The organism is Streptomyces sp. CNH287, from assembly GCF_000424825.1.
Window position 1 is genome coordinate 97,970 of record NZ_AUKQ01000018.1, and the last position, 13,283, is coordinate 111,252.

At 77.3% G+C, this 13,283-nt stretch carries 11 protein-coding genes; 1 reads left to right on the top strand and 10 read right to left on the bottom strand.

What is annotated here, in order from left to right; translation table 11 throughout:
• Positions 1-57: 57 nt before the first annotated feature.
• Positions 58-1,158 carry an amidohydrolase family protein gene (locus H299_RS0119380; protein ID WP_027749756.1) on the top strand — a complete coding sequence of 367 codons (1,101 nt, stop codon included), beginning with the start codon at positions 58-60 and terminating at the stop codon, positions 1,156-1,158.
• A gap of 57 nt (positions 1,159-1,215) precedes the next feature.
• Here H299_RS0119380 and cobC read toward each other — a convergent pair whose 3' ends face one another.
• The 10 genes from cobC to H299_RS0119430 are packed head-to-tail and all read right to left on the bottom strand — an operon-like array spanning position 1,216 to position 13,246.
• Positions 1,216-2,310, bottom strand: coding sequence for an Rv2231c family histidinol phosphate aminotransferase CobC (cobC, locus tag H299_RS35060; RefSeq protein WP_037759667.1), 1,095 nt, complete (start codon positions 2,308-2,310; stop codon positions 1,216-1,218).
• Positions 2,294-3,247, bottom strand: coding sequence for a sirohydrochlorin chelatase (locus tag H299_RS0119390; protein ID WP_027749757.1), 954 nt, complete (start codon positions 3,245-3,247; stop codon positions 2,294-2,296). The genes cobC and H299_RS0119390 overlap by 17 nt, the downstream gene beginning before the upstream one ends.
• The gene (locus H299_RS35065) at positions 3,244-3,873 is read right to left on the bottom strand and encodes a precorrin-8X methylmutase (protein ID WP_051262635.1); all 630 of its coding nucleotides are present in this window, start codon (positions 3,871-3,873) and stop codon (positions 3,244-3,246) included. Before H299_RS35065 ends, H299_RS0119390 begins: the two co-directional genes overlap by 4 nt.
• A complete protein-coding gene (gene cobJ, locus H299_RS0119400; protein ID WP_027749758.1) occupies positions 3,870-5,675 on the bottom strand; it encodes a precorrin-3B C(17)-methyltransferase in 1,806 nt (601 codons plus the stop codon). The genes H299_RS35065 and cobJ overlap by 4 nt, the downstream gene beginning before the upstream one ends.
• Positions 5,676-5,734: 59 nt before the next feature.
• Positions 5,735-7,096 carry a precorrin-6y C5,15-methyltransferase (decarboxylating) subunit CbiE gene (gene cbiE, locus H299_RS35070; protein WP_486587345.1) on the bottom strand — a complete coding sequence of 454 codons (1,362 nt, stop codon included), beginning with the start codon at positions 7,094-7,096 and terminating at the stop codon, positions 5,735-5,737.
• Complete coding sequence (gene cobM, locus H299_RS35075; protein WP_051262636.1) at positions 7,089-7,952, bottom strand: precorrin-4 C(11)-methyltransferase; 864 nt, start codon at positions 7,950-7,952, stop codon at positions 7,089-7,091. The genes cbiE and cobM overlap by 8 nt, the downstream gene beginning before the upstream one ends.
• On the bottom strand, positions 7,949-8,692 hold the full coding sequence (gene cobI, locus H299_RS0119415) for a precorrin-2 C(20)-methyltransferase (protein ID WP_027749759.1): 744 nt from the start codon (positions 8,690-8,692) through the stop codon (positions 7,949-7,951). The genes cobM and cobI overlap by 4 nt, the downstream gene beginning before the upstream one ends.
• On the bottom strand, positions 8,689-10,560 hold the full coding sequence (locus tag H299_RS0119420) for a cobyrinic acid a,c-diamide synthase CobB (protein ID WP_027749760.1): 1,872 nt from the start codon (positions 10,558-10,560) through the stop codon (positions 8,689-8,691). The genes cobI and H299_RS0119420 overlap by 4 nt, the downstream gene beginning before the upstream one ends.
• Positions 10,554-11,153 (bottom strand): cob(I)yrinic acid a,c-diamide adenosyltransferase, encoded by a 600-nt coding sequence (gene cobO / locus H299_RS0119425; RefSeq protein ID WP_027749761.1) that lies wholly within the window; start codon positions 11,151-11,153, stop codon positions 10,554-10,556. The genes H299_RS0119420 and cobO overlap by 7 nt, the downstream gene beginning before the upstream one ends.
• Positions 11,153-13,246 (bottom strand): putative cobaltochelatase, encoded by a 2,094-nt coding sequence (locus tag H299_RS0119430; protein ID WP_027749762.1) that lies wholly within the window; start codon positions 13,244-13,246, stop codon positions 11,153-11,155. Before H299_RS0119430 ends, cobO begins: the two co-directional genes overlap by 1 nt.
• Positions 13,247-13,283 lie beyond the last annotated feature (37 nt).

Genomic DNA, 13,283 nt, shown 5'->3' on the forward strand with positions numbered 1-13,283 from the left:
GCCGGTGCGCCGGGCCGGGTGGGCCCGTCCGCGAGGCCGGATCGTACAGTGCGGGTCATGAGCGACGGCGGGAATCTCCACATCAAGGGACGGGTGCTCGCGGGCCCCGAGGACGTGCGGGACGGCCTCTGGGTGGTCGACGGCCGCGTCACCTACGACCGCCCCCCGGGCGCGGCCGCGCACCGGGACACCACCGTCCTGACCGGCTGGGTGCTGCCCGGCCTGGTCGACGCCCACTGCCACGTCGGCCTGGACGCGCACGGCTCCGTCGACGACGCCACCACGAAGAAGCAGGCGCTCGCCGACCGGGACGCCGGGGCGCTGCTGCTGCGGGACGCGGGCTCCCCCTCGGACACCCGGTGGATCGATGACCGCGAGGACCTGCCGCGGATCATCCGGGCGGGACGGCACATCGCCCGTACCCGCCGTTACATCCGCAACTTCGCGCACGAGATCGAGCCCGGTGACCTGGCCGCGTACGTGCGCCAGGAGGCGCGGCGAGGCGACGGCTGGGTCAAGATCGTGGGCGACTGGATCGACCGCGCCGAGGGGGAGCTGACCCCCTGCTGGCCCCGCTGGGCCCTCGAAGAAGCCATTGCCGCCGCACACGCGGAGGGCGCGCGGATCACCGCCCACTGCTTCGCAGAGGACTCCCTGCGCGACCTGGTCGAGGCGGGCATCGACTGCGTCGAGCACGCCACCGGGCTCACCGAGGAGACCCTCCCGCTCTTCGCCGAGCGCGGCGTCGCCATCGTGCCCACCCTGGTCAACATCGCGACCTTCCCCTCCCTGGCCAAGGGCGGCCAGGAGCGCTACCCGCGCTGGTCGGACCACATGCGGCGGCTGCACGAGCGGCGCTACGAGACCGTACGCGCCGCCTACGACGCGGGCATCCCCGTCTTCGCCGGCACCGACGCGGGCGGCTCGCTGGCGCACGGATTGATCGCCCAGGAGGTGGGCGAGCTGGTACGGGCGGGCATACCGGCACGGGACGCGCTCTCGGCCGCCACCTGGGGCGCCCGGGCCTGGCTGGGCCGTCCGGGCCTGGCCGAGGGGGCGCCGGCGGACCTGGTGGTCTACGACGCGGACCCGCGCGCGGACGTCCGCGTGCTGGCCCACCCGCGCCACGTGGTGCTGCGGGGGCGGCTGGTGGGCTGACGCGCCGGGCGGCGCCGGGGCGCGCGGGCCGGCGCCCCCGGCGGCGTGTCGGCCGGGTCAGCCCGCCCCGGCGGACGCCAGGGCGCGCACGAGCCGGTCGGTCGTCGCCCGGTCGCGCACCGCCAGCCGCAGCCACTCCCCGCCCAGCCCGGGGAAGGTGTCCCCGCGCCGGAGCGCGAACCCCAGTGCCCGCATGCGCAGCCGCACCGGCTGCGCCCGCGGGTGGCGTACCAGAACGAACGGCGCCTCCGCCGGCGCCACCGCGCGCAGCGACGTACGGGCGGCCAGCCGCTCGAGCAGGTAGGCGCGGTCCCCGGCCACCTCCCCGGCGGCCCGCTCCGCCTCGTCCAGCGCGGCCGGCTCGCAGCACGCCTGCGCGGCGGCCAGCGCGGGGCCGGAGACCGGCCACAGCGGCTGGTGGTGCGCCAGCACGGCGACCGTCGCCGGGTCGGAGAGCACGTAGCCCACCCGCAGGCCCGCCAGCCCCCACGTCTTGGTCAGGCTGCGCAGGACGACCAGCCGCCCCGGCCATCCGGTCACCCGCGCCGCCAGTGACTCCCGTTCGCCCGGCACCGCGTCCATGAACGCCTCGTCGACGACCAGGGTGCGGCCCGGCCGGGCCAGCGCCGCCAGCGTCTCGGCCGGGTGCAGCACCGAGGTGGGGTTGGTCGGGTTGCCCACCACCACCAGATCGGCGCCGCCGGGGACGAGGCGGGGGTCGAGCCGGAAGCCGTCCCGCTCGGGCAGCAGGACCCGCCGCACGGTGTGACCGGCGGCCCGCAGCGCGGCCTCCGGCTCGGTGAACTGCGGGTGCACGACGACGGGTCCGGCCGTCGGCAGCGCCCGGGCCAGCAGCACGAACGCCTCGGCGGCGCCCGCCGTCAGCAGCACGCACTCCTCGGGCAGTCCGTGCCGGGCCGCCACCGCCCGGCGGGCCGCACGTCCGTCCGGGTAGGCGGCGAGCCCGTTCAGCGAGGCGGCGATGCGGGCCTTGAGCCAGGCCGGGGGCGTACCGGCGCGGACGTTGACGGCCAGGTCGGTCAGCCCGGCGCCGGAGTCGCGTACCTCGGCGTCGCCGTGGTGCCGCAGGTCCGGCTCACCGGGCGCCTCCCGCTCCCCGGGCGGGGCGGCCCGTTCACCCGGCGTGGACATGCCCGTGTCCGTGGCTGTGCCCATGGCTGTGCCCGTGCCCGTGCCCGTGGCCGTCGTCGTCCGGGTGGTAGTGCGGCTGCTGGGGGAGGCCCACCTTGTCCTCGAAGCCGGGCAGCGCGATCCGGTAGACACAGGAGTCGCAGTTCATCCGCAGGTCGCCCCCGACCGCCTCCTGGTAGCGCTCCAGCACCAGGTCCGCCAGCTCGTCGGCGGGCCCGATGACGTCGGCGGAGTGCACCGCGACTTCCGGCTCCGCCGCCGCCCACCGTCGCGTCTGCGCCCGCACCCGCTCCGGGAGGATGCCGGTGAAGAGGAAGTACGGCAGGACCACGACCCGCCGCGCCCCCAGCGCGCGGCAGCGGTCCAGCCCGGCGGGCACGTCTGGCGCGGCCAGCGACACGAACGCCGTCTCCACCCCCGCGTAGCCCCGGCCCTCCCACAGCAGCCGCGCCGCCTTGTGCACCTCGGCGTTCGCGTCCGGGTCGGTCGAGCCGCGTCCGACCAGCAGCACCGTGGTCGCGGCGCGGTCGGCCGCCGTGGGGCGCGCGCCGCCCAGCGCCTCGCCCAGCGCCTCGTCCAGCCGCCGCTGGAGCACGTCCAGCAGCGCCGGATGCGGGCCCAGCGGGCGCCCGTAGGTGTAGGTGAGGGCGGGGTGGCGCTGCTTCTCGCGGGCGAGGGCGGCCGGGATGTCGCCCTTGGCGTGCCCGGCGGAGACCAGCATCAGCGGTACGGCCGCGACGCGGCGGACCCCCTCCGCGACCAGCCCGGCGACCGCGTCGGCCAGCGGCGGCGGGGACAGCTCGATGAAGCCGCCGCCGACGGTCAGCCGCGGGTTGCGCCTGCCCAGTTCGGCGACGAAGGCGCGGAAGGCGTCGGCTCCGGCGTCGTCGCGGGTGCCGTGGCCGACGAGCAGGAGTGCGGGCGGGGCGGTGGTCACTGGTTCTCCCTGGTGGTTCCGGGTCGGGCGGGGGCGGGCCCCGCGCCGGGCGCGGGGTCCGTGTAGAGCAGGGCGTTGAGGGCGGCGGCGGCCACGGCGGAGCCGCCCTTCTCGGAGACGTTGCTGACCGCGGGCAGCCCGCTGGCGCGCAGCGCCGCCTTGCTCTCGGCGGCGCCGACGAAGCCCACCGGCAGGCCGATCACCAGCGCGGGGGAGGCGTGCAGGCCGATGAGTTCGTACAGCGCGGTCGGCGCGCAGCCGATCACCCACACCGCGCCGGGGCCCACCTCCTCGAACGCGAGCCGGACGGCGTGCGCGCTGCGGGTGCGGCCCGGTGCGGCGGTGGCGTCGGCCAGCCGGCACACGGTGCGGCGGCGGGTGATGCCGGAGGCCACCATCTCGACGTCGGTGACCACGCTCGCGTCCCCCTCGTGCAGCGCGGTGTGTGCGGCGCGCAGCGAGTCCTCGTCGGTCACCAGGTCGGTGGCGTAGCCGAGGTCGGCGCTGGAGTGGATGACGCGTTCGACCACGGCACGGGTCAGCGGCGGCAGCGCGGTGGTGTCGAGCCGCGCGCGCAGGATGCGGTACGACTCCTGCTCGATGGGGTGCACCGTACGGCGGGTCACCGCGCACCTCCGGCGGCGGCCGACTGCCAGCGGTAGCCGCGCGGCGTGACCATGCGGCCCGCGACGGCGCGGGTGGCCGTGTTGCCCACCGTGACCACCGTCATCATGTCGACGACGGCCGGGTCGAGGGTGGCGAGCGTACCGACGGCGGCGCTCTCGTCCGGCCTGCTCGCGTTCCGCACCACGCCCACCGGGGTGTCCGGGGCGCGGTGCTCCGCGAGTATGGCGAGGGCACGGGGCAGCTGCCAGTCCCGGCCGCGCGAGCGGGGGTTGTAGAAGGTCACCACGAGATCGGACTCGGCCGCCGCGCGCACCCGCCGCTCGATGACCTCCCACGGGGTGTGCAGGTCGGAGAGGCTGACGGAGACGTGGTCGTGGCCGAGCGGCGCGCCCAGGACCGCGGCGGCGGCCAGCGCGGCCGTCACGCCGGGCACCCCGACGACGTCGATGTCCGCGCCCGCCTCGGCCAGCGCGGGGGAGGCCATCGCGTAGACGCCCGCGTCGCCGCTGCCGATCAGCGCCACCGCGTGCCCGGCGCGCGCCTCGGCGACGGCGGTGCGCGCCCGCTCCTCCTCGGCGCCGAGCCCCGACTCCAGCACCCGGGTGCCGGGGCGGAGCAGGTCGCGGATCTGGTCCACGTACTGGTCGAGCCCCACCAGTACGGCCGCCCGGCGCAGTTCGGCGCGCGCCCGGGGCGTGAGCAGGTCGCGGGCGCCGGGGCCCAGGCCGACCACGGCCAGCCGCCCGCGCGGTGCGCGCCGGGCGACCGCGACGGTCGCCATCGCCGCCCGGCCCTCGGGGGCGGACTTGCGCTTGGGGACGACGAGGGCGGCGCCGCGCGGGGTGCCTGTGCCCGGGCCGCGCGTGCCGCCCGGTGCGGCGGTGCCCGGTGCGGCGGCGGCCGTCAGCGCGGCGGCCTCGGCCACCGAGGGCGTGCCGACGGCCGCCCGCGGCGCCTCGGACGGGTTCGGCACCTCGACGGCGGCCAGCACCTCGGCCGGGTACGTGCGCAGCGGCAGGCCGAGCCGGTCCGCGACGGCCAGCAGTCCGGGCTCGGCGGCCTTGGCGTCGACCGTGGCCAGTTCGGTGACGGACGCGGCGCTGAGCCCGGCGTCCGCCAGGGCCTGCTCCAGGAGGCCGAGGACCTCGTCGGCACAGACGCCGCTGCTCGCGCCGAGTCCGACCGTCAGTGACGGCGGACGCAGTACCGCCTCGGCGGGGCCGGGCCGCACGGCGCGGTCGGTGACCAGCAGGGTGGCGGGGGAGTCGGCGGGACGGGCGGCCTCGGCGGGAGCGGCCGTGACCACGTGGGGTGGCAGGGCGGGCAGCGGCCAGCGCACATCGGCCCGCAGCAGCACCGGCTCGCCGTCCAGCAGGGCCCGCGAGACGGCCGCGACGGCGCCCTCGACGGGCCAGCCCAGGGTGTCCAGACCGGGGATGCCGACGGCGTCCGTCGCCGTGGTGATCACCGGGGCGCAGCCGGGCAGCGCGTCCGCCACCGCCTCCGCGAGGGCGTTCGCCCCGCCGCCGTGGCCGCCCAGCAGCGCCACCGCGTGCCGCTGCGCCTCGTCCACGCAGACGACGCCCGGATCGGCCGCCTTGCCACAGAGCAGCGGGGCCAGCAGGCGTACGGTCGCGCCCGTCGCGAGGAAGCACACCAGCTGGTCGCACTCGGCGAACGCGCGGGTGACGGCCTCGCGCACGGACGGGCCCTCGTACACCCGACTCCCGTGCGGCCACGCCGCGGCGAGCCGGTCGCGGGCGAGGGCGCCGGCGGCGGTGGCGGAGACGAGGCCGACCAGCCCGCGGGACGCGCCGGTTCCCGGCGGGGCCGCTGCTTCGGGGGGCGCGGTGGTTCCGGTCAAGAGGAGGCTCCTTGGGGGAGAGGGGCGGGGGAGGAGTCGGCGGCCGGGGTGCCGGGCCGGGTCCCCCACAGCACGAAGACGGGGTTGGTCGCCGCCAGCCGCGTGACGTCACCGGGCAGCGGTGCCAGCCGCGCCGACTGGAGGAGCACGCCGTCCGTGGCGAGCCCCTCGGCGGCGAGTGCGGCCCGTACGGCGGGCACCCGGTCCAGCGCCGCCAGCGTGACCACCACGCAGCGGCGCGCGCGCCGGGCGCAGACGGTGACCAGGGCGGGCAGCTCCCGCCCGCCGCCGCCGACGAACACCGCGTCCGGCTCGGGCAGTTCCGCCAGCGCGGCGGGGGCCGTGCCGTGCACGGCCTGTACGGCGACGCCGTGCGCGGAGGCGTTCGCGCGGACCCGGGCGATGCCGTCCGCCGCCTGCTCCACCGCGACGACCGCCGCGCCCAGCCGGGCGCACTCGACGCCGACGGAGCCGGACCCGGCGCCCACGTCCCACACCAGGTCGCCGGTACGAGGACCCAGCCGGGCCAGCACCAGGGCCCGTACCTCGTACTTGGTCAGCATCGAGTCCCGGTGGGTGAACTCCTCGTCCGGCAGCGCCCACCGGGCAGGCGCCGACGGGGGCCCCGCGACGGTGCGCGGTGCGCGCGCCAGGGCAGCGGACTCGTCCAGGCAGAGCACGACGCTGACCGGCTCCGGCCACTCCCGCTCCGCCGCCTGCGCGGGCGTGACCCGCCGCACCGTCTCCCGCGGCGAACCGAGCGCCGTGGCCACCACGAGGGTGCGGGCGAGCCCCGAGGCGGCGAGTGCGGCGCCCAGTTCGGCCGGACCGGCGCCCGGCCCGGTCAGGACGGCAGTCTTGGGGTGCGCGCGGCACACGTTGACGGCGGTACGCGCGTCGCGGCCGTGCGCGCTCACCACGACGGCGTCGTCCCAGGGCAGCCCGACGCGGGCGAACGCCACGGCGACGGACGGCGCCGACGGTTCCACGGCCAGGCACTCCGGCCCGAACCGCGCGGCCAGCGCCCGGACGATCCCGAAGAAGCCCGGATCGCCGGACGCGAGGACCACGACGCGTCGGTGCGGGACGGGCGCCGGAGCGCCGCCCTCGGTGCTGGCGCCGCCGTCGGTGCGGGCGCTGCCTTCGGCGGGGTGACCGAGGTGGGCGGCCACGGCGTCCAGGGCGGGGGCCAGCGGGCCCAGTACGAGCCGCTCGGCGTCCGGCGGCAGGTCCGCCGCCTCCAGGTGCCGCCGCGCGCCCAGCACCAGGGTGGCCCCGTACGCGGCGGGCACGGCCGTCCCTGCGGCCCCGACGGTGCCGGTGCCGAGCACGGTGATCGGGGCGGCGCGGTCACTCACGGCGCGCCTGCCGTGCCTGCCGCGCCTCCCGTGCGGTGTCCTGCGCGTCCCGTGCCCGCAGCGCGCGCCGCGCGGCCGGGTCCGCCCGGCGGAAACCGTGGAAGTGGCCCGGGTGGTACAGATGCGAGCGGGTCCCCGAGGCGGAGAGCGCCGGGCCGACCAGGAAGAGCGTGTGCTTCCAGAGCTTGTGCTCCTTGACCGCCTCCTCCAGCGTGCCCACCGTGCAACGCACGAGCAGCTCCTCCGGCCAGGTCGCCTGGTACGCGATCACCACGGGCGTCTCCGTCGGGTACCCGCCCTCCAGCAGCTCCACGGCCAGCTGGCCCGAACGCGCGGCCGACAGGAAGACCGCCATCGTCGTCCCGTGCCGCGCGAACTCCCGCACCTCCTCGCCCGGCGGCATCGGCGTCTTGCCGCCGCCCAGCCGGGTGAGGATCACCGACTGCGCCACCTCCGGCACCGTCAACTCCCGCCCGGCCAGCGCCGCGACCGCCGAGAAGGACGACACCCCGGGCACGATTTCGACCTCGATGCCCAGCTGCGCGCACCGGTCCAGCTGCTCCTGCGTGCCGCCCCACAGCGAGGGGTCACCGGAGTGCACACGGGCGACCCGCAGGCCCTCCCGCGCGGCCCGCGCGTACACGGCGATCACGTCCTCCAGCGACATCGGCGCCGAGTCGAGGATCTCCGCGTCCGCCCGCGCGTGCTCCAGCACCTCCTCCTGGACCAGGCTGGCCGCCCAGATCACCACGTCCGCCTCGGCGATCGCCCGTCCCGCGCGGTAGGTCAGCAGGTCTGCGGCGCCGGGCCCGGCACCCACGATGGTCACCTTCGCGGTGCCGTCCGCCGCGGTCACAGCTTGCCTCCCCGGGATTCGCGGCGGGCGGGGGCGATCAGCGTGGACAGATACGGCAGCGGGCCGTCGTCCAGCGTGGCGGCGGGACGGATCGACTCGCCGGGCAGCCCCAGGGACGAGCCCCACACCGCGCCCTCGGCCCGGCCCGTGTCCCGCAGCACCTCGGCCACCTCACCGGCCAGCCGCCCGAACTTGTAGGCGACCACCGTGCCGGGCCCCTCCAGCGCCTCCCGCAGCACCGCCGCCCCGGCCGTGACCGGCACCAATGTCAGCGGTTCCGTGCCCTCCGTCAGTACGGCGCCGCTGCGCGCCGCCAGATCCTGCATCGCCGTGATGCCGGGAACCGTCTCCACCGCCAGGCCCTCCACCAGTTCGCCCACCGTCTGCGCGAGATACCCGAAGGTGGAGTACACGTTCGGGTCGCCGATCGTGGCGAAGGCCACCGTGCCGTGCGTGCGCAGCAGTTCGGCGACGCGCCCGCCCGCGGCGTCCCAGGCGGACTCGCGGCGGGCACGGTCCTCGCGCTCGTTGAGCGCGAAGACGATCCGCTCGACCTTCGCCGCCTCGACGTAGTGCAGCACCGTCGCCTCGGCGCGGCCCGTACCGGCGCCCGCCATCACCGGCACCACCACCACGGCGGCGGCCCGCAGCGCGGCCACCCCCTTGACGGTCACCAGCTCCGGATCGCCCGGTCCCACGCCCACCCCGGTCAGCCGGGCCTTCCGCTCACGGCTGCTCATGCCGCGCACCTCTCTGTGAACCGGCGGGCCAACTCCGGTGCGGCGGCCCAGTGCAGATGCAGGTACGAGGCGTGCACGCCGCCCCGTACGAAGCCCTCGGTACGGCGCTCGGGGCGTACCAGCCCCCAGGCCGGGCCGCCCCCGTCCGAGGCGGCGGGCGGCGGGTCGAGCGCCGTCCGGTGGAACTCGTGGCCGCGTACCCGCGTCCCGGCGGCGGCCAGCACGCTGTCCTCCAGCGCTACGGCCTCGCGGTAACCGAGGGTGAGCCGCTCCGTCATCCGCGCGGACGCGTCCAGCAGCCCGCACATCGGCACCCCGTCCAACTCCCGCAGCAGGTACAGCAGCCCGGCGCACTCGGCCGCCACGGGACCGCGGAAGGCGGCCACCGCCGCGCGCAGCGGCTCGTTGGCCGCGAGTTGCGGGGCGTGCACTTCGGGGAAGCCGCCGCCGATGACGATGCCGCGGGTCTGCGCCGGGAGCGACTCGTCGCGCAGCGGGTCGAAGGTGACGACGTGCGCGCCGGCGGCGCGGAGCAGTTCGGTGTGCTCCGGGTAGGAGAAGGTGAACGCCGGGCCGGCGGCGACGGCGACGACGGGGCGTGCTTCCCCGGTCCCGCCCCTTCCCGTAGCCGGGGCCCCGCCCCGGACCCCGGCTTCACCCGCCCGGGTACCGCCGCCGTGCGGCGTGGCCGCGTCCCGGGGCTGAGTGCCGAGAGCACCCCGGTCCCGGGCTTCGCCTGCCTGGGCTGTGCCCGGCACTGCGTCGGCTCGGTGCGTGCCGTTGTCGCCTGCCGGGGCGGTGCCTCGGGCCGGGGCGTTGTGCGGGGCTGCGGGGACCGCGCCGGTGGCGTCCGGGGCCCCGCCCACGGCGTGACGTGCGTCGCGGGGGCCGGGCGTCCCGCCGGCGGGCCGGGGGGACGGGGCGGCGACGGCGTCGCTGTGCGTCTCCGGGCGGTCGGCACCTGCCGCCGTGCCGGTGCCGGTCGCGGGTACGGGTGCCGGGGTGGTGCCTGATGCCGGGTCGGCGACGCAGCCGGCGCCGGTGGGCACGGTGGGCACGGCGTTCGCGGCTCCGGCCGCGCGCGCGGCGCGAGCCCGGACGCCCGCCGCCCCCGGTGCCTCGCGGGCCGCGTACAGCGCGTCGGCGGGGCTCCAGGCCGCCGCCCGGAGAGGCGGGGCGCTGCGGGCGAGGGACAGCAGCGCGTCCAGGTCGCAGCCCCGGCGTACGTGTTCGGCCAGCGCCGCCACCATCGCCAGCGCGTCCGCGCGCCGTTCGGCCGCCGGTATCAGGCCCAGGTGGCGGCTCGGCGTGTGCACCGCGTCCGTACGGCGCAGCGCGCCCAGCACCGGGACACCGGCGCCGTCCAGCGCCTCGCGCAGAGTCGCCTCGTGCCGGTCGGAGCCGACCTTGTTGAGGATCACCCCGGCCACCCGTACCTCCGGGTCCCAGGAGGCGAAGCCGTGCACCAGCGCGGCGACGGAGCGGGCCTGCCGGGCGGCGTCCACCACGAGGACCACCGGCGCCCGCAGGAGCTTGGCGGTGTGCGCGGTGGAGGCCAGTTCGCCCTCTCCGCTCGCGCCGTCGTAGAGGCCCATCACGCCCTCGATCAGGGCCAGTTCGGCCCCGGCCGCCCCGTGCAGGAACAGCGGCACGATCCGCTGCGGGCCGCACAGGTACGCGTCCAGATTGCGGCCGGGCCTGCCGGTGGCCAGGGCGTGGTAGCCGGGGTCGATGTAGTCCGGGCCCACCTTGTGCGGCGAGACGCGGGTGCCGCGCGCGCTGAACGCGGCCATCAGCCCGGTGGCGACGGTCGTCTTGCCGCTGCCCGAGGAGGGCGCGGCGATGACCAGCCGCGGCACGTTCACCATTCGATGCCCCGCTGGCCCTTCTGACCGGCGTCCATCGGATGCTTGACCTTGTGCATCTCGGTCACCAGATCGGCCGCCGCGACCAGTTCGGCGGGCGCGTGGCGGCCGGTGACCACCACGTGCTGGGTGCCGGTACGGGTGCGCAGCACCTCGACCACCTCGGTGGTGTCCACCCACCCCCAGTGCATCGGATACGCGAACTCGTCGAGCACGTACAGCTGGTACGTCTGCGCCGCGAGATCCCGCTTGACCTGCTCCCAGCCCTCGCGCGCCGCGTCCTCACTGCTCAGTTCGGCGTCCCGCTGAATCCAGGACCAGCCCTCGCCCATCTTGTGCCAGGCGACGGTGCCGCCCTCGCCGGAGTCGCCCAGGACGCGCAGCGCGCGCTCCTCGCCGACCTTCCACTTGGCCGACTTCACGAACTGGAACACCCCGATGGGCCAGCCCTGGTTCCAGGCGCGCAGCGCCAGCCCGAAGGCCGCAGTCGACTTCCCCTTGCCGATGCCGGTGTGCACCGCCAGCAGCGGCCGGTTGCGGCGCTGGCGGGTGGTGAGCCCGTCCTCGGGTACGACGTCCGGCTGTCCCTTGGGCATTACGCGGCTCTCCTCCGTACGTCCTTCACCAGCGCGGACACCGTGTCCGCGCGCAGTTCGTCCAGGGTGACGGCCGGGCCGCCGCCCAACTCGGCGGCGAGCGTGCCCGCCAGCCCCAGCCGTACCGGCCCCGACTCGCAGTCCACGACCACCGACGCGGTGCCGTCCGCAGCCAGCAGCCGCGCGGCGCGGCGCGCCCGTACGACCGGTTCGGGCCCGCCCGTCGCCCGGCCGTCGGTGACCGTGACCAGCAGGGCGCGCCGCGCGGGGTCGCGCATGCGCTCGATCCGCAGCACCTCGCGGGCCTTGAGCAGCCCGGCGGCCAGCGGGGTGCGACCGCCGGTGGGCAGCGACTCCAGCCGGGCCGCCGCCGCCTCCACCGAGGAGGTGGGCGGCAGGACGACCTCGGCGTCCCCGCGGCGGAAGGTGATCAGACCGATCTTGTCCCGGCGCTGGTAGGCGTCCAGCAGGAGCGAGAGCACCGCGCCCTTGACGGCGCTCATCCGTTGCCGGGCGGCCATCGAGCCGGAGGCGTCGACGGCGAAGAGCACGAGGTTGGACTCGCGCCCCTCCCGTACCGCCTCCCGCAGGTCCGGCGCGCGCACCAGCAGGCCGGGCCCGGTGCGGCCGCGGGCGCGCTGGTAGGGCGCCGCGGCGCGCACCGTCGCGGCCAGGTGCAGCGCGCCCAGCCTGCCGTGCGGAGTGCGCGCGCCCGCCGTGCGGCCGTGTGCGGTACGGGCGCGTGAGCGCCGTCCCGCGGCGCCGTCGCCGAGGCCGGGCACGGTCAGCGGGCGGGCACGGAAGGGCTCGGCGGCGCCGACGGGGGCCTTCTCTCGGCTGTGCCCGGAAGGGGCGTCGGCGGGCTCCTGGCCCGGCTGTTCGGGCTGGTCCGGCTGCCCGGGCTGGTTCGCCGGGCGCTGCGGGGGGACGGCGGGGTCCTCGGGCCCGGAACCGGGCGCCTGCTCCGGCGCCCCGTCCGGCGCGGCGCCGTCCGCGCCGCCGCCGGGCGGGGGCGGCTGCCCGCCGGGGCCGCCGTCCGGGCCGCCGCCGTCCGGCCCGTCCGGGTCCGGCTCGCCGTCCTCTCCGGCTGACTCGCGCAGCGTCTCGTCGAGCTTGTCCTCGTCCAGTCCGGGCGCGTCGAAGGGCGAGCGCCGCCGCCGGTGCGGCAGCGCCAGCAGTGCGGCCTGCCGTACGTCCTCCGCGAGCACCTCCTCGCGGTCCGCCCAGGCAGCCAGCGCGCACGCGGTGCGCGCCATCACGATATCCGCGCGCATGCCGTCCACCTCGAACGCCGCACAGGTCGCCGCGATCTGGCGCAGTGCCGCGTCACCCAGCCGCACCTGGGGCAGCAGCGCGCGGGCGGCGGCGATCCGCTCCCGCATCGCCTGTTCCTCGGACGCCCAGCCCGCGGCGAAGCCGTCCGGGTCCGCGTCGTAGGCCAGCCGCCGCCGTACGACCTCGACCCGCTCGTCCGGCTCGCGCGAGGCGGCGACCTCGACGGTCAGCCCGAAGCGGTCCAGCAACTGCGGGCGCAGCTCGCCCTCTTCCGGGTTCATCGTGCCCACCAGCAGGAAGCGGGCGGCGTGCCGTACGGAGACGCCCTCGCGCTCCACGTACGAGGAGCCCATCGCGGCGGCGTCCAGCAGCGCGTCGATCAGGAAGTCCTGGAGGAGGTTGACCTCGTCGACGTAAAGGATGCCCCGGTGCGCCCTGGCCAGCAGGCCGGGCTCGAAGGACTTCACCCCTTCGGCGAGCGCCCGTTCGATGTCCAGCGCGCCGATCAGCCGGTCCTCGGACGCGCCGACGGGAAGCTCCACGAGCCGCGCGCGCCGCGCCGTGCCGGGCGCCTGCGGGTGCGGCCCGTCGGGGCACTGCGGATCGGGGGCGGCCGGGTCGCAGGAGAAGCGGCAGTCCGCGACGACGCGCAGCGAGGGCAGCAGCGCGGCCAGCGACCGTACGGCCGTGCTCTTGGCGGTGCCCTTCTCGCCGCGCACGAGGACGCCGCCGATGGCCGGGCTCACGGCGTTCAGGACCAGGCCCAGCCGGAGGTCCCGCATGCCGACGACGGCGGTGAAGGGGTAGGGCGTGCTCATGCTGCGGTCCCTCCTCGGGGTGCGGGCGCGGGGGCGG